At 71.8% G+C, this 19,762-nt stretch carries 18 protein-coding genes and 1 riboswitch; of the genes, 9 read left to right on the top strand and 9 right to left on the bottom strand.

From position 1 onward, the window contains the following. Window positions 1-13 precede the first annotated feature (13 nt). On the top strand, window positions 14-541 hold the full coding sequence (locus ACSHV8_RS27425) for an N-acetyltransferase family protein (protein WP_436520075.1): 528 nt from the start codon (window positions 14-16) through the stop codon (window positions 539-541). Here the strand turns inward: ACSHV8_RS27425 and ACSHV8_RS27420 are convergent. From ACSHV8_RS27420 to ACSHV8_RS27405, 4 genes are read right to left on the bottom strand one after another with little or no spacing between them, the layout of a single operon-like run. Continuing rightward, the gene (locus tag ACSHV8_RS27420) at window positions 531-1,073 is read right to left on the bottom strand and encodes a TetR/AcrR family transcriptional regulator (protein ID WP_436520073.1); all 543 of its coding nucleotides are present in this window, start codon (window positions 1,071-1,073) and stop codon (window positions 531-533) included. The genes ACSHV8_RS27425 and ACSHV8_RS27420 overlap by 11 nt on opposite strands. A gap of 10 nt (window positions 1,074-1,083) precedes the next feature. After that, complete coding sequence (gene cydC, locus ACSHV8_RS27415; protein ID WP_436520071.1) at window positions 1,084-4,788, bottom strand: thiol reductant ABC exporter subunit CydC; 3,705 nt, start codon at window positions 4,786-4,788, stop codon at window positions 1,084-1,086. Continuing rightward, entirely contained in the window at window positions 4,785-5,765 is a 981-nt protein-coding gene (gene cydB, locus ACSHV8_RS27410; protein ID WP_436520069.1) for a cytochrome d ubiquinol oxidase subunit II, read from the bottom strand. The genes cydC and cydB overlap by 4 nt, the downstream gene beginning before the upstream one ends. Before the next feature lie 12 nt (window positions 5,766-5,777). Continuing rightward, the gene (locus tag ACSHV8_RS27405) at window positions 5,778-7,196 is read right to left on the bottom strand and encodes a cytochrome ubiquinol oxidase subunit I (RefSeq protein WP_436520067.1); all 1,419 of its coding nucleotides are present in this window, start codon (window positions 7,194-7,196) and stop codon (window positions 5,778-5,780) included. Window positions 7,197-7,272: 76 nt separating this feature from the next. On the opposite strand from ACSHV8_RS27405, the gene ACSHV8_RS27400 reads away from it, so the two are divergent. The 3 genes from ACSHV8_RS27400 to ACSHV8_RS27390 all read left to right on the top strand — a co-directional run bounded on the left by ACSHV8_RS27400 (window position 7,273) and on the right by ACSHV8_RS27390 (window position 9,772). Continuing rightward, window positions 7,273-7,623 (top strand): BlaI/MecI/CopY family transcriptional regulator, encoded by a 351-nt coding sequence (locus ACSHV8_RS27400; protein ID WP_436520065.1) that lies wholly within the window; start codon window positions 7,273-7,275, stop codon window positions 7,621-7,623. Continuing rightward, window positions 7,620-8,537: a M56 family metallopeptidase gene (locus tag ACSHV8_RS27395; protein WP_436520063.1), complete on the top strand. Its 918-nt coding sequence runs from the start codon at window positions 7,620-7,622 to the stop codon at window positions 8,535-8,537. Before ACSHV8_RS27400 ends, ACSHV8_RS27395 begins: the two co-directional genes overlap by 4 nt. A 113-nt stretch (window positions 8,538-8,650) precedes the next feature. Beyond that, a riboswitch (cyclic di-AMP (ydaO/yuaA leader) is annotated at window positions 8,651-8,785 on the top strand. A 15-nt stretch (window positions 8,786-8,800) separates the two neighbouring features. Beyond that, window positions 8,801-9,772 (top strand): NlpC/P60 family protein, encoded by a 972-nt coding sequence (locus ACSHV8_RS27390; RefSeq protein ID WP_436520061.1) that lies wholly within the window; start codon window positions 8,801-8,803, stop codon window positions 9,770-9,772. Between the two features lie 146 nt (window positions 9,773-9,918). Here ACSHV8_RS27390 and ACSHV8_RS27385 read toward each other — a convergent pair whose 3' ends face one another. Continuing rightward, complete coding sequence (locus tag ACSHV8_RS27385; protein WP_436520059.1) at window positions 9,919-10,380, bottom strand: MarR family winged helix-turn-helix transcriptional regulator; 462 nt, start codon at window positions 10,378-10,380, stop codon at window positions 9,919-9,921. A gap of 53 nt (window positions 10,381-10,433) precedes the next feature. On the opposite strand from ACSHV8_RS27385, the gene ACSHV8_RS27380 reads away from it, so the two are divergent. From ACSHV8_RS27380 to ACSHV8_RS27365, 4 genes are all read left to right on the top strand, one after another. Continuing rightward, on the top strand, window positions 10,434-11,507 hold the full coding sequence (locus ACSHV8_RS27380; RefSeq protein WP_436520057.1) for an epoxide hydrolase family protein: 1,074 nt from the start codon (window positions 10,434-10,436) through the stop codon (window positions 11,505-11,507). Between the two features lie 60 nt (window positions 11,508-11,567). Next, entirely contained in the window at window positions 11,568-12,809 is a 1,242-nt protein-coding gene (locus tag ACSHV8_RS27375) for a tetratricopeptide repeat protein (RefSeq protein WP_436520055.1), read from the top strand. A gap of 7 nt (window positions 12,810-12,816) precedes the next feature. Continuing rightward, window positions 12,817-13,833, top strand: coding sequence for a tetratricopeptide repeat protein (locus tag ACSHV8_RS27370; RefSeq protein WP_436520053.1), 1,017 nt, complete (start codon window positions 12,817-12,819; stop codon window positions 13,831-13,833). 230 nt (window positions 13,834-14,063) lie between these two features. Beyond that, a complete protein-coding gene (locus tag ACSHV8_RS27365; RefSeq protein WP_436520051.1) occupies window positions 14,064-14,981 on the top strand; it encodes a phosphatase PAP2 family protein in 918 nt (305 codons plus the stop codon). A 277-nt stretch (window positions 14,982-15,258) separates the two neighbouring features. On the opposite strand, the gene ACSHV8_RS27360 is transcribed toward ACSHV8_RS27365, so the two are convergent. Further along, the gene (locus ACSHV8_RS27360; protein WP_436520049.1) at window positions 15,259-15,741 is read right to left on the bottom strand and encodes a DUF4265 domain-containing protein; all 483 of its coding nucleotides are present in this window, start codon (window positions 15,739-15,741) and stop codon (window positions 15,259-15,261) included. A 264-nt stretch (window positions 15,742-16,005) separates the two neighbouring features. On the opposite strand from ACSHV8_RS27360, the gene ACSHV8_RS27355 reads away from it, so the two are divergent. Next, window positions 16,006-16,614 carry a tyrosine-protein phosphatase gene (locus ACSHV8_RS27355; protein WP_436536924.1) on the top strand — a complete coding sequence of 203 codons (609 nt, stop codon included), beginning with the start codon at window positions 16,006-16,008 and terminating at the stop codon, window positions 16,612-16,614. A gap of 445 nt (window positions 16,615-17,059) precedes the next feature. Here ACSHV8_RS27355 and ACSHV8_RS27350 read toward each other — a convergent pair whose 3' ends face one another. From ACSHV8_RS27350 to trpB, 3 genes are read right to left on the bottom strand one after another with little or no spacing between them, the layout of a single operon-like run. Then, complete coding sequence (locus ACSHV8_RS27350) at window positions 17,060-17,788, bottom strand: GntR family transcriptional regulator (protein ID WP_436520047.1); 729 nt, start codon at window positions 17,786-17,788, stop codon at window positions 17,060-17,062. Then, complete coding sequence (trpA, locus tag ACSHV8_RS27345; RefSeq protein ID WP_436520045.1) at window positions 17,748-18,545, bottom strand: tryptophan synthase subunit alpha; 798 nt, start codon at window positions 18,543-18,545, stop codon at window positions 17,748-17,750. Before trpA ends, ACSHV8_RS27350 begins: the two co-directional genes overlap by 41 nt. After that, window positions 18,542-19,711, bottom strand: a complete 1,170-nt coding sequence (trpB, locus tag ACSHV8_RS27340) for a tryptophan synthase subunit beta (protein ID WP_436520043.1) — start codon at window positions 19,709-19,711, stop codon at window positions 18,542-18,544. The genes trpA and trpB overlap by 4 nt, the downstream gene beginning before the upstream one ends. Window positions 19,712-19,762: the final 51 nt, after the last annotated feature.

The raw sequence follows: 19,762 nt of genomic DNA, 5'->3' as shown, positions 1-19,762 counted from the left end.
GGGCTCTTCCGAGGTGCGGCTGATCGGCGTCGACGGCCTTTCCAAAACCGACATCCAAGAAATTTCCGATTTGGTACGAGGGCTGGTGGCCGGAGGCGCTGCGCTGGGCTGGGTCTCACCGCCCTCCCCCGACGAGGTGTCCACCCTGCTCACCGACGTGATCGCCGCCGTCGGCCGGGGCGACGCGGCCCTGGCCGTGGCTTTCGCCCCGTCGGGCCCCGCGGTCGGCTTCGGCTACTGGCGGCGCTACGAACGCCCCACCCACCGCGTGAACGCCGACATCGAAAAAGTCGCCATAAACCCCACATTCCAGGGCAAAGGCCTCGGCCGTGCGATCGTGACCGCCCTGATCGCCGCCGCCGTCACCCAGTCGATCGAAACCCTGACCCTGGACGTCCGCGGCGACAACCTCCCCGCCGCCACCCTCTACGAGTCCCTGGGTTTCCGCCGCTACGGCACCCTGGAGCGCTTCGTCGCCTTCGGCCCGGCCCGCTACGACAAACTCCTCTACGCCCTCGACCTCCGCGGCGTCACCGTTTGACCAGTTCGGTCACCCAGTCCACGGCGACCTGGGCCTGGTCGGCCGGGCCGCTGTGCAGGCCGTCCACGATCAGCCAGATGCGGTCGGCCAGGAGTTCGTCGCCGCCGAGTTCGGTGACCAGGCGGTCCACGAGGGCGCGACTGTCGGCCAGGTAGCCCCGCGCCACCTGGGCGGGCTCGTCGGTCGCGCCCGGGAATTCGGTCAGGTAGTTGCGGAACGCGCACCCCCGCCACCCGGGCCGCCGGGTGTTCTCGGCGATCTCGGTGACCAGGGCGATCAGCTGCCCGGACGGGCCGTGCGCCCAGCGCAGCGCCTCGGCCGCGGCCTGTTCGCGTTCCCGGCGGGACAGTCGCAGGTAGGCCGCGGCCAGTTCGGCCTTGCTCGGGAAGTGCCGGTAGAGCAGGTTCTTCCCGCACCCGGCCACCTCGACGACCTGCGCCATGCCGACCGCGCGGACGCCGTACCGGTAGAACAGTCCGGCGGCCGCGGTCAGGATCGTGTCGCGGGTGCCCGGAACCGGCGTGCGTGCCATGATCCCCAGACTAGTGGACTCCGACATTTAGGCGTCCGCTGGACAGTTCGTAGATTTCGTCCACGAGATCGAGGCCTTCCTCCCGGTGCGCGAAGACCAGCACGGTCCGCCCCGACGCCGCGTCCAGCAGGTCGGCCATCAGGTCCCGGGCCCCGGCCTCGTCGATCCCTTCGGTCGGCTCGTCCAGGATGAGCAGCGCCGGCCCGGCCAGCAGCGCCCGCGCGGTCGCGAACCGCCGCCGCTGCCCACCCGACATCGTGCTGCCCCCGGTCCCGAGCCAGGTGTCCAGCCCGTCCGGAAGCCCGGCCAGCCACGACCCGAGACCCACCCGCTCCAGCACGGCGGCCAGCTGCGAATCGGTCACACCCGGACAAGCAAGACGAAGATTTTCCCGTACGTCGGAAGCGAACACGTGTCCTGTCTCGTCCCCGACGAGCACCACCTTCCCGCCGACCCGGACCTCCCCGGCGCGCGCCGCGAGCAGCCCACCGAGCACCGCCCCGAACGTCGACTTCCCCGACCCGGACCGCCCGGTCACCGCCACCTTGGCCCCCGGGGCGAGTTCCAGCTCCACCCCGTCCAGCGTCGGCTCGTCCCCGGGGTCCCACCCCGCCACAAGCCCGAAAACCCGCACCGCCCCATCCGCAATCGCCCCACCAGCCCCGGCCGCCGCCTCCGCGGTGGCGGCGGGCCGGGGTGTGATCGGGGTTTCCGTGGTCAGGACCGCGACCCGGCGTTCGGCCCCGGCCGCCCGGCGCCGGGCGATCGCGGCGTCCGGCAGGGTCACCAGCGGCTCGCCCAGGGCGATCACGGCGAGCAGCACGACGGCACTCCATTCTGCGGAGATCCCGGCGTTCACCAGTGCCAAAGCGGTCCCGGCGGCCGCCACCGCCCATCCGAGGTGGGCGATCGCCGCGGCCGATCCCGACATCCGCGCGGCCCGCGCCTCCAGGCCGGCCAGGGCCCGGCTGCGTTCCTCGGGTACGCCGGACCGCCCGGCGCCGGTCCCCAACTCCTCCACCCCGTCCACCGTCTCGACCATCGCGTCCCGCAGTGCCGCCCGGGCCACCCCGGTCGCGGCGTCCTGCCGATCCACCTGCCACCCGGCCACCATCGGCGCGACCACCCCGGTGATCAGCACGCCGAGTCCGAGCGCCCCCACGATCCCGGGCGCGATCGCCCCGACCGCCACCCCGGTGACCGCGACCACCACTCCCGCGGTGACCGCCGGCAACCATCCTCGGAGCAGCCCGTCCACCCGGGCGTCCACGTCGTCCACCAGCCGGGTGAGCAGATCCCCGCGCCGCCGCAGTTGTGGCCCCGGCACTCGCGGGACGAGTTCCGCGTACACCCGAGCCCGCCGGGCCCCGAGCCGCGCGAACGCGACGTCATGCGCCACCAGCCGTTCCAGATACCGGAGCAGCGGCCGGGCCACCGCACTCCCGCGCACCAGAACCACCGCCGCCGACAACGTCAGCACCGGCGGCAGCCCGGCCGCCCGAACCAGCAGCCACGCCGCCGACCCGGTCAGCACGATCCCTCCGAGCACGGCCCCCGCCCCGAGCCCCACCGCCACCCAGCTCCGCCGCCACCAGCCGCCGGCCTCCGACCCACCCCGAGCCGCCGGGCCGGTGTCCGTGCCGACCTCACCCGGGGCTGCCTGGCCGGCGTCCGCCTCGGCCTCACTTCGCGCGGATAGGTCAGTGTCAGCATCGGCCCGGACCACCCGGCCGGTGGCCGCGCTTGACCAGGCCATCTGGTCAACGGCCCTGTCAGCGGCGGCCGTCCCCTCGATGGCCGTGCCGTGCCGGGAAACGCCGTCCGGGGAGAGCGTTCCCGGGATCCGGCCGACCGGCGGCTGGAGGGTGACGACGCGGTCGGCCGCCGCCAGCAGCGCCGGCCGGTGGGCCACCACCAGAACGGCACACCCGCGCTGGGCGAATTCCCGCAACCGCGCCACGACCAGCCGTTCCGCCGCCGGGTCGAGGTGGGCGGTCGGCTCGTCCAGCAGCAGCGTGACCACGGGCAGCGGCCGACGCCGAGGCCCGGGTTCGTCGCGGTGGGGGCGTTCGGTGGCCCGCCGGGTCAGGGCCGCCGCCCGCCCGGCCCGGTGCAGGAGCGCGGCCAGAGCCAGCCGCTGGCGTTGACCGGCGGAGATGCCGTTGCCGTGTTCGCCCAGCCGGGTACCGGCGGTGACCTCGGTGTCCAACCCCACCATGTGCAGCGCGGACCGGATCTCGTCGTCGCCCGCGTCGGCCGCGAACGCCTCACCCACGGTCCGCGCGTGCGGCAACGCCGGCCGTTGCGACAGATGGAACGCCCGTCCCACCGCGACCGCCCCCGAGTCGGCCGGATGCAACCCGGCGAACACCCGCAGGGCTGTGCTCTTGCCCGCCCCGGACGCTCCCCGCAGCGCCACGATCTCCCCACCTCGAACCGCCAGTTCGTCCAGCCGCAGCGCATCGCCGCCCGAACCGGGATACGACGCCCGCAGTCCCGCCGCGAGCACCCCCCACCGGGCAGCCTCCCCGATCGCGCCCGACCGGGCCGGCTCCAAGGTGGTGCCGACAGTGCTTCCGGGATCCGGAAGACCGCCGTGAGCACCGGCTGTGAGGCCCGCCGGCAGGGCCTCGCCGACCAGGGCGGCCCACTCGGCGCTGAGGTGCAGGGTCTCCGGCGAGGCCGAGCGCGTGTGACCGGCGACCGGCACGGTCAGGATCGCGTCCACGTCGGCGATCACCGCTGTCGCGTCGGTCGCGGCGTGGTACCGGGCCGCCATCTCGCGCAACGGCCGGTAGACCTCCGGGGCCAGCAGGATGGCCAGCAGGGCCGGCCCGAGCGGCATCGAGCCCCCGGCCACCCGGATCCCGGCCTGGACCGCGACCAGCCCCACGGACAGGGTTCCCACCAGGTCGAGGGCGGTCGACGAGAGGAACGCCACGCGCAGGACCCGGAGGGTGGCCCGGCGATGGCGGTCGGTCAGGTCGGCGATCACCTCGGTCTGGCGTTCGGCGCGACCGTACATCTTGAGGGTTCCGAGGCCGCGCACGACGTCGAGGAAGTGTCCGGCCAGCCGGGCGTCGGCCGCCCAGCGCTGCTGGGCGCGGGCCTGCGTGGCCCAGCCGATCAGGGCGCCCAGCAGCGGCACCAGGGGGAGGGTGACCAGCGCGATCACGGCCGAGGCGGGGTCGGTCAGGAACATCACGGCGATCACCGCGGGCGGCAGCAGCACGCCGAGGACGAGCGCGGGGAGGTAGCCGGAGAACCACGGGCGCAGCGAGTCGAGTCCGGTGCCGAGGACCGTGGTGAGGCGGCCGGCGCCGTACGAGGCGACCCAGGCCGGGCCGCGCCGGACGACGGTGGCCAGCAGTGATCGTCGCAGTTCGTCGGTGACCCGGGCGGCGGTGCGCCGGGCGGTGACCTGCTCGGCCCAGGCGAGGAGTCCGCGCAGGGCGAAGGCACCGGCCAGGAGCGCGACCGCCCCGCCGCGTGATCCGAGGAGGGACCACGACGACGGGGCGACGATCCGGGTGAGCGCGACCGCGATGGCCAGGGTCGCCGCCGCTTGTCCGGTTCCGATCAGGGCGAGGAGGGCGACCCCGCCGCGCGAGCTGCGGGCGTGGCGCAGCAGGCGCGGGTCGATCGGGCCTTTCGCCACCCGCCGCTCGCCGGCCGCCGGGGACGGGGCCGGCGCCGTACGCGAAAGGGTTTTCACGACGCGATCCGTTCGCTCGCGATCCGGCGCCGGAAGACCCAGTACGACCAGGCCTGATAGGCGAGCACCCCGGGCAGGATGATCACCCCGGCCACGGTGATCAGCTTGAGCGCGGACGGGCTGGCCGCCGCCTCGGCACGGGTCAGCGACCACAGCGGGTCGAGGGTGCTGCGCAGCACGACCGAGCCGTGCGCGGTGAAGACGGTGACGACCGCGCCGGCGACCCCGGCCGCGACCGCCGCGAACGCGCCGCCCTCGCGGCCCTGCCGGGCCAGCATCCCGGCGATGAAGCAGATCACCGCGGCGACGAGGGTCAGCCGCGAGCCGGTGCCGACCCCGGCGAGCAGCAGGCCGACGGTGCCGAGGTTGCCGCCGTTGCGGGCCAGCGACACCGCCCGCCGGCGCACCGGCCCGGTGGTCCGCAGGGCCAGGAACGTGGCGCCGAGCAGGACCGTGCCGAGCAGGGCGGCCAGTGCGCCGAGCCCGGCGGCCGGGGTGATCAGGGGGGAGAGGCTGCGGCCGAGACCGGAACCGATCACGTCGCCGTCGGCGTTGAGGGCCAGCCCGTGGACGAAGATGCCGAGTTCGGCGCCCCAGAGCAGCACCACGCCGGCCGACGATCCGGAGAGGAGCCAGTCGCAGCGGCGGCGCCAGGCCGGTGAGTCGTGTTTGCCGCGGAACTCCAGGGCGACGCCGCGCACCGCGAGCAGCAGGAGGATGCCGACCATCGGCAGGTAGAGCGCGGAGAGCAGCACCGCGTACCAGTCGGGGAAGGCGGCGAACGTGACGCCGATCGCGGCGACCAGCCACACCTCGTTGCCGTCCCAGAACGGGCCGATCGTGCGGATGGCCGCGCCGCGCTCGTGCTCGTCGCGCCCGAGGAACGGGGCGAGCAGCCCGACGCCGAAGTCGAAGCCCTCGAGGACGAAGTAGAGCACCCAGGCGAGGACGAGGATCGCGAACCAGAAGGTGATCATGGGAGGAAGCTCCTAGTAGGCCGGGGCCGGCTCAACCGCGGGCGACTTCTCGGCGGTCTCCGAGACGAGTGGCTGCCGTGACAGGTGGACGACGAGCTTGTACCAGGCGATGGCCAGGAGTCCGTAGATCAGCGTGAACCCGGCAAGTGACGCGATGACTTCGGCGCTGGTCAATCCCGGTGAAATGCCGTCGGCGACCTTGGAGATCCCGAACGCGAGCCACGGTTGCCGGGCCGTCTCGGTGAAGACCCAGCCGAACGTGTTGGCGGCGGCCGGCAGCAGCGGCGAGAGCAGCAGGATCCGCTTGATCCAGCCGGGAACACCGGCCCCCATCTGCAGGAACGCGGGGAGCAGCGGGATCCGGAAGCGGCGCGAGGCGGACGAGGCCCAGAGGTAGTAGGCCGCGAGGGCCATCCCGGCCACCCCGGCGCCGATCATCAACCGGAACGTCCAGAAGGCCACCGGGATCATCGGTACGTAGCTGCCGGGACCGTACTGAGCCACGTACTGCGCCTGGAGGTCGTCGATGCCCTGCACGGTCCCGCCGAACGAGCCGGTGCCCAGGAACGACAGCAGGTGCGGGATCTCGACGGTGAGGAACGGCTTCTCGTGCCCGAGCTTGCCGATCGCGAACACCGAGAACGGCGCGCCGGTGGTCGTCTCGTAGAGCGCCTCGGCGGCGGCCATCTTCATCGGCTGCACCGCGGTCATGACCTTGCCCAGGTGGTCGCCGGTGATCGCGGTCATCGCCCCGCCGATCAGCATCAGCCACGCGCCGAGGCGGGCGAGCGTGCGGAACGCGGCGTCGGCCGTGACCCGCCACACCCCGATGGCCAGGAGCAGGCCGCCGCCGGCCATCGCGGCCCCGGCCATGGTGTGCGGGAACGCCGCGAGCACGACCTCGTTGGTGAGCAATTCCCCGAAGCTGGTCAGATGGGCCCGGCCGGTCACCGGGTCCAGCGCATAGGCCACCGGGTTCTGCATGAAGGAATTAGCGGCCAGGATTATGTACGCCGACAGCAGTGTCCCGACCGCGACGACCACGATCGTGGCCGCGTGCAGCTTCCGGGGCAGGCGTCCCCACCCGAAGTACCACAGCGCGAGGAACGTCGCCTCCAGGAAGAACGCGAGCATCCCCTCGATCGCCAGGGTCGGGCCGAACACGTCGCCGTAGAACTTGGCGAACGCGCTCCAGCCGAGCCCGAACTGGAATTCCTGCACGAGGCCGGTGACCACGCCGACCGCGAACGTGACGATCAGCAGCTTGCCGACGAACTTGGTCAGGCTCAGGAACCGCTCGGAGCCGGTGCGCATCCAGGTCAGGTGCAGCCCGGCGGCGACCGCGGACAGGCTGATCGACAGCGGCACGAACAGGTAGTGATAGATCGTCACGACCGCGAACTGCAGCCGGGTCAGGTCGAGCACGTCCATCGGGTGTCCCCCTCTACGACTCTTCGTAGTAGATACTACGAGACGTAGTACGACCGGCCCTAGTAGGATGGGTCACATGGCACTTGGCGGTCTCGAACGTGAGGTCATGGACCAGTTGTGGGCGTCTCATGTCCCTTTGACGGTCCGGCAGGTCTATCTCGGCATACTCGCCGACCGTGATCTGGCGTACACGACGGTGATGACCGTGCTCGACCGGCTGGCGAAGAAGAAACTCGTCGTCCGGACGATGGAGGACCGCGCCTACAAGTACGCCCCCGCGCAGTCCCGCGAGGAGATGACCGCCGCTCTGATGTTCGACGCGCTCAACGGCACTCCCGATCAGGACGCCGCGCTGGCATACTTCCTCGGTCAGCTGCCCCCCGGCGCGATCCGAGCCGCCCTGGACGCCACACCGAAAGAGACGTGACCGCACTTCTTCTAGGAGCCCTCGGGCTGACCCTCTCGCTGGTCGTCCCGGGCATCCTGGCCGGCGCCCGCTGGCCCGACCGTGCGCCGGTGGCCGCCGTCCTGCTCTGGCAGGCGCTCACCCTCGCCGGGGTGCTGTGCGCGCTCGGCGTGGTGCTGGCCGCGCCCGAGGAGTTGACCCGGGCGGCCGGCGCCGACCATCCGTGGGTGGTCGCGTCCCTGGTCTTCTCCCTGGCGGTGGCGGCCACGATCGTGATCCGTCTGCTGATCTCCCTGATCAAGGTTTCGGTACGGGCGAGGGCCCGGCGCGAGCGGCACCGGATGCTGGCCGACCTGCTCGACCGCGCGGAACGTCACCAGGAGCTGGGCGGTGGCGAGGTCCGGGTACTCGACGGCGCGCTGCCCCTGGCCTACTGCGTGCCCGGCCGCGAGCCGCGGGTCGTGCTCAGCGACGCGGTGCTGCGGATCCTGGACCGGGAGCAGGTGGACGCGGTGCTCGCCCACGAGCAGGCGCACCTGCGGCACCGGCACGAGCTGGTGATGGAGTCGTTCACCGCGTTCTATCAGGCGGTGCCGCGCCCGCTGCGGTCCCGGGCGCCGCTCGACGCGGTGCATCTGCTGCTGGAGATGGTCTCCGACGACGCCGCCCGCCGCCGCACGGGCCCGGCCCCGCTGCGCGCCGCGCTGGCCCGGTTGTCGGACGCCGTCCCCCTCGCGGAGGAGGCGCCGGCCGACCCGGCGGGTGAATCCCGCCGTCGCCGGCTTGACCGTCTTGCCGGACCGGCACCCCGTTCGACCGGTCTGTCGGTGGTCGCCGGAATCGCCGCGACCGGCCTGCTGGTGTTACCCACGGTGATCCTGATCGTGCCCTGGCTGGCGCAAGCCCTGGACGCGTGGCCGTTCCGCTCACTGTGAGTGCCGGAGGAAGTGCGGGTAGTTTCATCGTCGAGGCGCGCTTCATTTGCCCGCATGATCCGAGTACGGTGGTCCCCGGTTCGGCAGCCCCCCATCGTCCAACCGGCCGATCTGACGAGCCACCGCCTAATCGCCGCGAGGCGAGCCGGGGACCCAGGTTCCTCCGGGGTGAAGCCGTGACCTCGCGGCCGGGCGTGCTTCCCGCCCGAACCCGTCAGCTAACCCGGTCGGCGGCCGAGTGGAAGAAAGGACAACGCACCTACGTGAAACGGATAGGCGCGCGGGGTGTGCTGCGCGGTCTGCTCTGCGCCGTCATCGCTGCCGGGTTTGTTGTCAACGGACCTGCCGTCGCCCATGCCGATCCGACGTCGGACGTCGAATCCCAGATCGACAAGCAGTGGAACGAGCTCGAGCCCGTCATCGAGGACTTCAACGACGTGCACGGGAAGCTGCTCAAGCTGCAGAAACAGCAGAAGCAGCTGAGCACGACGCTCGCGCCGCTGCAGAAGAAGGTCGACGCGGCTCTGGGCGAAGTGCGCAACATGGCGACTGATGCCTACATGCAGGGTCCGCCGACCGCCGTCGGCGCGATCCTGAGCGGTTCGCCGACCAGCCTGACCGAGAAGCTGTCCCTTCTCGAGCAGCTGGCCGCCAACCGGCAGGCCTCGGTCAGCGACGTCGTGAAGCTCCGCGACAAGTACGCCGCTGACAAGGCCAAGGTGGACGCCCTGGCCACCGAGATCGCCACCCGGGACACCGACCTCAAGACCAAGAAGACGGCGATCGAGAAACAGATCGCCTCCCTTCAGAAGCTGCGACAGACGTCGTACGACGGGTCGGACGACGGGCCGTACAAGACCGGGCTGTGCCCGGCCGAGTACACCAACGACAAGGGCGGCCGCGCGGCGCAGAGGGCGTGCGACCTCGTCGGCAAGCCTTACGTCTTCGGTTCCGAGGGCCCGAACAGCTACGACTGCTCAGGCCTGACGAAAGCGGCCTGGGCGGCCGTCGGTGTGCACCTCGAGCACTACACGAAGGATCAGTGGACCGAGGGCAAATCGGTCAGCCGGAGCGAGTTGAAGCCAGGTGACCTGGTCTTCTACTACTCCGACGTGCACCATGTCGCCATTTACATCGGTAAGGGCATGGTGGTGCACGCACCGCACACGGGCGACTTCGTGCGGATGGCCACCATCGACCGCGGTCCCATCGCCGGCTATCGCCGGCCGGGCTGAGCCCACTCACGGTAGAAAGGCCGCTTCCGGTTCGCCGGGGGCGGCCTTTTTGCACCCCGAATTCCCGCGTACGCGGTGAAAGCCCCGCCTGCCATCGTCGCGGCCCCCTTCCCGGTCGATCGGACACCCGGGATGCTTCCAGGGGCCTACGACATTTTCGGGGCCGCCTCGGTGCTCGGCGTGACCGAGCCCACACTCCGGTGGTGGTCGAGGAGCCGGCGCAGCAGCGTGACCAGCTGCTCCCGCTCGGCCGGCGACAGCGGCTCCAGTAGCTCCTCCTGCACCTGAGCGGCCCGGACGGTCAGCTCCCGCGCTCGCGCCCGGCCGTCGTCGGTGATCGTGATGACGTTGCGCCGCCGGTCGGCCGGGTCGGGGGAGCGGACCACGAACCCGCCGGTCTCCAGTTCGTTGAGCGCGCCGACCAGGTCGCTGAGGTGGATGAGGGTGCGCCGCCCCAGGTCGGCCTGACTGGCCGGCCCCTCGGTGGCCAGCGAGTCGAGCAGCCGCAGGTGATAGCCCCGCGCCCCGGCCGCCGCGAACCCGTCGCCGACCAGCCGGTGGGCGTGCGCGGCGGTCTGGGTGAGCAGCCAGCTGGGTAGGTGATCCATGTGTCGACGATAACATTGGACGGATTAACGTTAGTCGGACTAACGTTATCCCTATGAACGAATTCCGGCTTCACCTTCCGCAGTCCGACCTCGACGACCTGGCCGACCGGCTGGCGCGCACCCGCTGGCCCGACGAGCTGCCCGACGCCGGTGACGAGTACGGCATTCCCCTGGCCCGGGTGCGCGCGCTCGCCGAGCGGTGGCAGCGGTTCGACTGGCGTGGACACGAGGCGGAGCTCAACTCGTACGCCCAATTCGTCTTTGACGTTGATGGCGACCGCGTCCACTTCCTGCATCTGCGCAACCCGGACCCGAAGGCGCTGCCCGTCGTGCTCACCCACGGCTGGCCCGGCTCGACCGTCGAGTTCCTGGACGTGGTGGGGCGGCTCGCCGAGCACTTCCACGTCGTCGTCCCGGCGATTCCCGGTTTCGGGCTGTCCGGGCCGACCACCCGGCGCGGCTGGAGCCAGCGGCGGGTCGCCGAGACGTGGGCGCGGCTGATGGGCGAGCTGGGCTATCGGCGCTACGGGGCGCAGGGCGGCGACTGGGGGTCCGGCATCTCCCGCCACCTGGCCGGTGTCGCCCCGGAGAGCGTCGTCGGCGTGCACGTCAACTACCTGCCCACGCCCGGTTCTCCGGAGGGGCTGTCCGAGTCGGATCAGGCACGGCTGGCCCGGACCATGGAGCTGGCGAAGAATCGGCATCCGCATCAGATGCAGTTCGCCACCGGCCCGCAGACGCCGGCCTACGCGTTCACCGACTCGCCCACCGGTCTGCTCGCCTTCTGGGCGGACAAGTTCGACCGCTGGTCCGATCCGGCCACGCCGGTGCCGGACGACCGGATTCTGGCCGACGTGGCCCATCACTGGTTCCACCGGACCGCCGGATCATCCGCCCGGCTGGTCCGGGAGAGCGGGGTGAACGTGCCGGTGACCTGCACCGCACCGCTCGGCGTGGCGGTCCTGCCGGGTGACATCACCCAGTCGATCCGGCCGTTCGTGGAGAGGCAGTACGACGTCCGGCACTGGACCGAATTCCCTCGTGGCGGGCACTTCGCCGCGCTGGAGGTGCCGGACCTGTTCGCCGACGACGTGATCACGTTCTTCCGCACGCTGACCGGGCGTTGAGAGCCGCCGGGGGCCGGGCGAGCGGTCGCGTCACGGGCAACGCGGGCATAATCGCGTTTCATGAGCGACGCCTTGATCGACAGCCTGACCGCGGCGGTGCAGGCCCGCCCTGACGACCTGCCGTTGCGGCTGCACCTGGCCGAGTTGCTGGTCGCCGCCGGCCGGGGCGCCGAGGCGATCGAGCACGCCGCTCAGGTGTTGAGCCGTGAGCCCGGCAACGACGCGGCCCGGGCCCTGATGGTCTCCGCGCTGGCGCCGCCGGCCGCTCGGAAGGCGGAACCGGCCGAGGCCGCGGAGAAGCCGAAGGCGCAGGCCGCGAACGTGGACTGGGCGGCCATGGAGCAGGAGTTCGGCGACGTCGTGCCGCCGCGCTTCGCCAAGGCGGGCGACGAGCACGAGCCGGTGACCGGTCACGAGGACCGGTCGTTCGACGTCGAACGCTCCACCGTCACCCTCGCCGACGTCGGGGGCATGACCGAGGTCAAGAAACGACTTGAGGTCTCCTTCCTCGGCCCGCTGCGCAACCCGAAACTGCGCAGCCTGTTCGGCAAGAGCCTGCGCGGTGGCCTGCTGCTCTACGGCCCGCCCGGCTGCGGGAAGACGTTCCTGGCGCGGGCCGTCGCCGGGGAGATGGGGGCGGCGTTCATCTCGCTGTCGATCACCGACGTCCTGAACATGTGGATCGGCAGCTCGGAGCGCAACCTGCACGACCTGTTCGAGTCGGCGCGCGGCCACGCCCCGTGCGTGCTGTTCCTCGACGAGATCGACGCGCTCGGGCACAAGCGCAGCCAGCTGAACTCGTCGGCGATGCGTACCGTCGTGAACCAGCTGCTCACCGAGCTGGACGGGGTGCAGGGCGGCAACGAGGGCGTCTTCGTGCTGGCGGCGACGAACGCGCCGTGGGACGTCGACGGCGCGCTGCGGCGGCCGGGCCGGCTCGACCGTACCGTCCTCGTGCTGCCCCCGGACGGCCCGGCGCGCGCCTCCATCATCGAGTACCACCTGCGGGACCGCCCGGTCGCCGGCATCGATCTGGAGGCGGTCGCCGCCGCGACCGAGAACTTCTCCGGCGCCGACCTCGCGCACCTGTGCGAGACCGCCGCCGAGTACGCGATGCGCGACTCCATCACGACCGGCGAGATCCGCATGATCAACCAGGCCGACATGCTCGGCGCGGCCCGCGAGGTCCGCCCGTCCACCGACGCCTGGTTCACCACCGCCCGCAACGTCGCCATGTTCGCCAACCAGAGCGGCGAATACGACGACCTGGCCGCGTACCTCAAGAAGCGCAAGTCCCGGTGACGGCCCGGTGACCGCGGCGTCACGCGCGCGGCTCCTGGCCGAACTGGGCCGTTACGACCAGGCCGAGGCCGAACTGCGCCTCGGCCTGCTGGCCCGCCCCGGCGATCCGGACCTGCTGGCGCTGCTCTCCGCGGTCCTCCGGCTGGCCGGGCGTCCCGACGACGCCCTCGCCGCCGCGGACGCCGCGATCCAGGCGGGACCCGGATCCGCCGGGGCCCACGCGGAACGAGCCGAAAATCTCATTGCCCTATCCCGTACGCGGGAAGCGGTCGAAGCCGCGAGCGAGGCGGCGCGTCTGCGTCCGGGCGAACCGGAAGTCCACCGGGTCCTGGCCCGGGCCCATGCCGCGGGCCGGGAGTTCGGCCGCGCCCGCACCGCGGCCCGGCAGGCCCTGGCGTTCGACCCGCGCTCGGTGCCCAGCCTGCTCACCCTGGCCGAGGTCGAACGCATCGCCGGTCGCCGCCGGGCCGCCGCGCGAGCCACCCGGGCGGCGCTGGCCGAAGACCCGGAACATCCCGGCGGACGCTGGCTGATCGCCCTGCTCAACGCCGAGCGCCTGCACGTCGGCGCGGCCATGCGCGGCCTTCGCGAACTGGCCGCCGACCACCCGGACCGGCTGCGCGCCGAGGCGCTCGCCTGGCCGATCCTGGGCGTGCTGGCCGGGCTGCGGCGCGGACTCGCGGTCGGCCTGCCGCTGACGCTCGCGGTGCGCCTGGCGACGCCCTGGTGGAGCCTCGCGGGCCTGTTCTCGCAGGGGATCGCCCTGGTCGTGGCCGTGGTCGTGGTGTCCTTCACGGCCCGCGTGCTGCTGCCGGCGGGCCGCATGCCGTGGCGGTGCCTGGCGCTGCTGCCACGGCGCGCGGTGGTCACCGAGCTGGTCGCGGCGGGCGTGTCGGTCCCGCTTCTCCTCTGGTACGGCCTCAGCGCCGCGTGGCCGCCGCTCGCCCTGGCCGCACTCGCCGTCGGCGTCCTGATCATTTCGGGAACGTTACGGGTGCGGGTTACATCACTAAACCCGCGCTAAAACTTGCCCATGTGGCAAGATCGCCGGATGCTGTGCGTCATGGTTCATTCAAGCTCCGCTTGACCCGTCGTCATCCCGCAGACATGCTCTTCGGGTTTCCGCAGGTCAGCGCCGGTGTTGCGATTAATCACTAGAGTGGCGCCGGTGTCACGTGATGTGGCCATTTTTAGCTTTTTATCGCGCTGGCGCGCCTTCCCCCGCACGCCGGCCGGCTCATCGAGGAGCGTGCCGTGAGCGTCGACGTCCCACCAGCCACCACGCGGTCCCGCTGGTTCTCCGCGCTCCGCGAACTCGGCCTGGTCGCGGTCCTGTTCCTGATCTACAAGATCGGCCGGATAGCGGCGACCGGGCACGTCGGTGAGGCGTTCGACAACGCGCGCAAGGTCTGGGACCTGGAACGCTGGCTGCACCTCCCGGGCGAACTCAGCCTCCAGAACCGGCTGATGTCCTGGCACTGGCTCGTCGAGGTCGCCAACTGCTACTACGCGTACGTTCACTTTCCCGCCACCGCGGCCTGCCTGATCTGGCTGTACGTGTACCGGCCGGCGCACTACCGCTGGACCCGCAACGTGCTCGCCCTGCTCACCGGCGCCGCGCTGCTCGTACACTTCGGCTTCCCGCTGGCCCCGCCGCGGATGCTCACCGACACCGGCATGCTCGACCTGGGCCGCCTCTTCGGCCCGGCCGTCTACGGCGCACCCGAGACCGACCAGCTCTCCAACCAGTACGCGGCCATGCCGTCCCTGCACGTCGGCTGGGCCGTGGTGATCGCGGTCGCGCTGATCACCGCCACGTCGGCCCGCTGGCGCGGGTTGTGGCTGCTGCACCCGGTGATCACGCTGCTGGTGGTGGTCGCCACCGGCAACCACTACTGGCTGGACGCGATCGCGGCCGTGGCGCTGCTCGTGGTGGCCTATGTGCTGATGCGGCCGTTCTATCCGGCGGGGCAGGCTGCCGTGGAGCCGTCCTCGGTGGTGGCACCGGTCCTGGACCCGTCCGTGGCGCCCGTCTCCTCCACCACCTCGGCGGCCTCGGCAGCTTCTGTCCCCGCGGCTGTTTCTGTGTCGGCGGCCGACGAGGTGGCCGCTGCGGGCGGGGGTGCGCCGCGGCCGCGGGTGCCGGTCGAGGCGCCGGCCCTGCGTCGCTAGGCCTCACCTCACCCTTGCCCCGTGGTCACCCTGCGCCGTGATCACCCCGCGCCGTGATCACCCCGCGCCGTGGCTACCCTGCGCTTTGACCACCCCGCCGTAGTCACCTCGCGTCGCGGTCACCCTGCGCTTTGGCCACCCTGCGCTTTGGCCACCCCTCGCCGCGGCTACCCTGCGCCGTGGTTCTGGCCGCGGCGCCTTCGCGATCCCGGCCGCCGTGTCACCGGCGCCCGGCCTCGGACCTGGGCGACCGCGATGGCCGTACCGAAGAAGGGTTTTAGTGGGTTTTTTCGGATAGCCACCAGTTCAGCGGGTTGCCGTCCGGGTCGTAGACGTTGCCGTACTCCCAGTGGTGCCCGCGTGGGCCTGTCCAGCCGTCGATCGCCTCCTCCACCGCGTCGAAGCCGGCCGCGGCCGGCACGGTGATCACGACGAACCGGCGGTCCGGCGGCAGCTCGACGATCCCGCCCAGCTCCTCGAACGCGTCCCGCAGTGGCGCGAGATCCTCCGATCCGGGCGCGCGCTCGGGCACTACCAGCAGGCAGATGTTCCCGCCGCGCCGTACCACCTCGAACCCGCCACCGGCATGGAGCCGGATCTGATCCCCGGCGGCGATCCCCTCCACGAACGCGGGCGTGCCCATAACCATGTGCAGACCCGGCTCGACGGTCCGGACCAGCACCGTTTCGTAGACGAGTTGGCCACCCGCCCCCAGCCCGGCCAGCAGGCGGACCTGCTCCGTTACATCCTCAACGGTCACGCCGGGCATTCTGGGGCATTCCGCCCACATGTTCATGGTCAACGCGCCGCAGTCTCGCACATCGTTGCCGTCTCGCGATCTTCACCGGCGTTGTCGTCGCCCTCCTTTCGGCTCTCGGCCACTTTATTGCCGGGCCAGGGCGCCGTGGAGGTTATCCACAGTGGCCGGTTGTCCACAGGCGGGCCACATGATCATGGATTGTGCTGCAAGAATGCCCATTGGGGGCGGGCCCTACGGGCTGCGGGCGCTTAGGCTGGGCCGGTGATGCTGGACTGGCCGGACTGTGAGAATGCCCGCGACCTCGGCGGCATCCCGACGACCGGCGGCGGCCGGATTCGGGCCGGCGCGCTGATCCGCTCGGACAGCCACGGGCGCCTCACCGCGGAAGCCGTCGATGCCATTCGCGCCCGGGGGATCGGCCGGATCCTCGATCTGCGCTGGTCACGCGAGTGTGCTGCCGACCCGAGCCCGTTCGCCGGGGACGCGTTCTACCGCCATGTGCCGTTGCTCGCGGATCCACTGGGATATGAGCCGCCCGAGGACACGTACGCGCCGATGCTCGATCATCACACCGACCGTTTCGGGGAGGCATTCCGCGAGATCGCCGCGGCGCCGCCGGGCGCCGTCGTGATCCACTGCCGGGGTGGCCGCGATCGGACCGGCGCGCTGGCCGCGCTCCTGCTCGCGGTGGCCGGCGTCGGCGCCGAGGAGATCGCCGCCGACTTCGCCCGGACCCCCGGAACCGTCCGTGAGGCGATGCTCAACACCCTGGATCACACCGTCACGCGGTATGGCGGCGTTCCGGGCTATCTCGCCTGTTGCGGCGTTTCCGCCGACGACACGGCCGCCATTCGCGAACGGCTCGTCGCATAGCTTTCCGGCATCCCGCGGCGCCACTCCCGGGCGGGCCTGGACCCCTTGGTTCCGAGTCCCGCCCACACCTTGACCGACCGGTTCCGGGCGTCACCCGCGCAGGCGACCAGGTGGCGCACCCACGCCGTGTGACCGAGACCAAGCGGCCCAGCCCGCCCAGCCCGCATGGCCTGCGCCACCCGCGGTCCGTGCCACCCGCGGTCCGTGCCACCCGCGGCCCGTGCCGCCCGCAGTCTGTGCTGTTTGCTCGCGGCGCCCGAAGTCTTGGCCGACCGGCCCGTGCCGCCCGCAGTCTGTGCTGCTTGCTCACGCCGCCCGAAGTCCTGGCCGACCGCCTGCGCCGCCCGCAGTCTGTGCTGCTTGCTCACGCCGCCCGCAGCCCCGGCCGACCGCCCGCGCCGCTCGTGCCCGGGCCGGTTGGTGGGGCGGCGGAGGGCGGTGACGGTCAGGTGGTGGCTCGGCTCCACTGGACGGAGAGGCCGCTGGCCGCCCGCTCGGTTCGGATCTCCATCGCCGAGCCGAGCATCGTCGCCCGGTCGACCACCAGCACCGTCTGGTCCAGCGCGTACGTCACCCGCTCCGACAGCAGGACCGGCTCACCCGGAGGCCGCCGCAGCAGGCCGGCCGCCGGTTCCTCGAGCAAGCCGGGCCGGACCACCTCGGAGGCCCGGTGCACCAGATGCCCCTGCGCGACCAGCGCAGCATAGAGCGACGTGTCGCTCAGGTCGGCCGAGGCCAGAGCGGTGGCCCGAACCCAGGATGTCTGGTGCACGGCGGGCCGCCCGGCGACGAGCCGCAACCGCTCCAGGCGCAGGGCTTGCGCGTCACCGAACAGGGCGGCCGCCCAGTCCGGGGGAGTGCCGACGGTCTGGTCGAGGATCTCCGTGGTCACGGTCTGGCCCTGGGCGCGCAGATCCTCGGCGAAGCCGTGCAGCGACGTGAGCTGGTACTTCGCCCGCGGGTACACGAACGTGCCCCGGCCGGGCTCCTGCGACAGCAGACCCTCGTCCTGCAACTGCTTGAGGGCTTGTCGCAGCGTCGCCAGCGTCACCCCGTACCGCGTGCTGAGCTCTTTCTGCGGGGGCAGCGCGGACCCGGGCGGCAGCTCGCCGTCCTTGATCTTGCTGGTCAGGTCATCGGCGATCACCTGATACTTCGGCGTGCGCGCGGGCAACGGGCATCTCCTGGTCGACCTGGTCGAGAGCGGCACGGTACGCCGCGACCTCGGCTCGCAGGTCGCCGGGTGACGCACCGTTCAAAACCCTACGCATCAGGGCCGAGGCGACCACCACCCCGTCCCCGGCGCGGGCGGCGGTGGCTGCCTGCGCGGGCGTGGAGATGCCGAACCCGATCAGCACGGGCAGCTCGGTGACCTGCTTGATCCGGTGGGCGAGGGGCGCGGCGGTCGCGGCCAGCGCATCGCGCTCGCCGGTGGTGTCCATGACGCTCACCGCGTACACAAATCCCCTGCTTCTCCGGCCGATCTCGGCCAGCCGGTCGGTCGAGGTGACCGGCGCGGCCAGCAGGATCAGGTCGACGCCGGCCGCCGAAGCGGCCGCTTCGAGGCGATCGACCTCGTCGATAGGCATGTCCGGCACGATCAACCCGCCGATCCCGGCCCGGGCGAGCTGTCGACAGAAGGCTTCCGGCCCGTTGCGGAAGACCACGTTGGCGTACGTCATGGCGATGAGCGGGATCCGGATGCGATCATGGGCCGCGGTGAGGTCGGCCAGGATCGAGGCAACCGTGACACCACGCCCTAACGCCTGGTCGGACGCCTGCTGGATGGTCGCGCCGTCCATCATCGGGTCGGAGAACGGCAGCCCGATCTCCACCGCGTCGGCACCGGCCTCCTGGAAAGCCAGCAGATAGTCGATCCAGTCGGCGGTGATGCCGCCGGTCAGGTACGGATTCAGCCGCTTCCGCGTCATCGGATCGCCTCCGCCAGCGTCGCCATGTCCTTGTCGCCGCGCCCGGAGAGGGTCAGCAGCACGGTCGAGCCGGTCGGCAGGTCGGGTGTCCCGGCGGCGCGGAGAACCCAGGCCACCGCATGGGCCGACTCCAGCGCGCAGATGATCCCCTCGCTGCGGGCGAGCCGGACCACGGCAGCGAGCACCTCCTCGTCGCCGACCGTGCGATATTCGGCCCGGCCGGTCGTGCCCAGGTGCGCGTGCTCGGGGCCGACACCCGGATAGTCCAGACCGGCCGCGATCGACTCGGCCTCGAGAACCTGGCCGTCAGCGTCCTGCAGGACCATCGACCGATAGCCGTGCACGACGCCGGGCGAACCGTTGGTCATCGCGGCGCCGCCGGAGGCCTCGACGCCGACCAGGCGGGCGGGTGTGTCGACAAAACCGGCGAAGGTGCCGGCCGCGTTCGACCCGCCGCCCACGCAGGCCACCACCACGTCGGGCACGACCGGCGTCTGCGCGCGAGCCTCCTCGCCGATCACCCGCTGCAGCTCACGGACCAGCCACGGGTAGGGGTGCGGCCCGCCGACCGAGCCGAGGCAGAAGTGCGCGTCGTCGACCGCGGCGACCCAGGCGCGCATCGCCTCGTTGGTCGCGTCCTTCAGCGTGCGGCTGCCGCTGGTCACCGGGATCACCTCGGCGCCGAGCAGATTCATCCGGAAGACGTTGAGCTGCTGCCGCTCGATGTCGCGCTCACCCATATAGACAGTGGCCCGCATGCCGAACAGGGCCGCCGCGGTGGCCGTGGCGACGCCGTGCTGGCCGGCGCCGGTCTCGGCGATCAGGCGGGTCTTGCCCATCCGCTGCGCCAGCAGGGCCTGGCCGAGCACGTTGTTGATCTTGTGAGAGCCGGTGTGGGCCAGATCCTCCCGCTTGAGCAGCAGCGTGACGCCGAGCTCGGCCGAGAGGTTGAAGGCCGGGGTGAGGGCGGTCGGGCGCCCCGCGTACTCGGTGCGGAGGCGGGAGAGCCGTGAGTGGAAGTCCGGGTCGTCCCAGGCCTCCCGGAACGCCGCCTCCAGGGCGGCGCAGGCGGGAACCAGGGACTCGGGCACATAGCGGCCGCCGAACTCGCCGAACCGGCCGGCCGGGGTCGGAGGGCTCATGGCCGACACTGCTGACACTGTCATGGTCGCTCCAAAAAGTTATAGAACTCTGCCGCCCAAGCATGCCATGCTGGG

The sequence above is a fragment of the Actinoplanes sp. HUAS TT8 genome, from assembly GCF_051380535.1.
Classification (GTDB): Bacteria; Actinomycetota; Actinomycetes; order Mycobacteriales; family Micromonosporaceae; genus Actinoplanes.
This window is presented reverse-complemented; position numbering and strand designations above follow the sequence as displayed.

Excerpts from the sequence above, each read along its gene's own strand:
- ACSHV8_RS27385 (WP_436520059.1), bottom strand. The coding sequence starts at position 10,380 with ATGGATCACCTACCCAGCTGGCTGCTCACCCAGACCGCCGCGCACGCC.
- trpA (WP_436520045.1), bottom strand. The coding sequence starts at position 18,545 with ATGACGCGGAAGCGGCTGAATCCGTACCTGACCGGCGGCATCACCGCC.
- trpB (WP_436520043.1), bottom strand. The coding sequence starts at position 19,711 with ATGACAGTGTCAGCAGTGTCGGCCATGAGCCCTCCGACCCCGGCCGGC.
- ACSHV8_RS27405 (WP_436520067.1), bottom strand. The coding sequence starts at position 7,196 with ATGGACGTGCTCGACCTGACCCGGCTGCAGTTCGCGGTCGTGACGATC.
- ACSHV8_RS27355 (WP_436536924.1), top strand. The coding sequence starts at position 16,006 with ATGCTGGACTGGCCGGACTGTGAGAATGCCCGCGACCTCGGCGGCATC.
- ACSHV8_RS27375 (WP_436520055.1), top strand. The coding sequence starts at position 11,568 with ATGAGCGACGCCTTGATCGACAGCCTGACCGCGGCGGTGCAGGCCCGC.
- ACSHV8_RS27420 (WP_436520073.1), bottom strand. The coding sequence starts at position 1,073 with ATGGCACGCACGCCGGTTCCGGGCACCCGCGACACGATCCTGACCGCG.
- cydB (WP_436520069.1), bottom strand. The coding sequence starts at position 5,765 with ATGATCACCTTCTGGTTCGCGATCCTCGTCCTCGCCTGGGTGCTCTAC.
- ACSHV8_RS27380 (WP_436520057.1), top strand. The coding sequence starts at position 10,434 with ATGAACGAATTCCGGCTTCACCTTCCGCAGTCCGACCTCGACGACCTG.
- ACSHV8_RS27400 (WP_436520065.1), top strand. The coding sequence starts at position 7,273 with ATGGCACTTGGCGGTCTCGAACGTGAGGTCATGGACCAGTTGTGGGCG.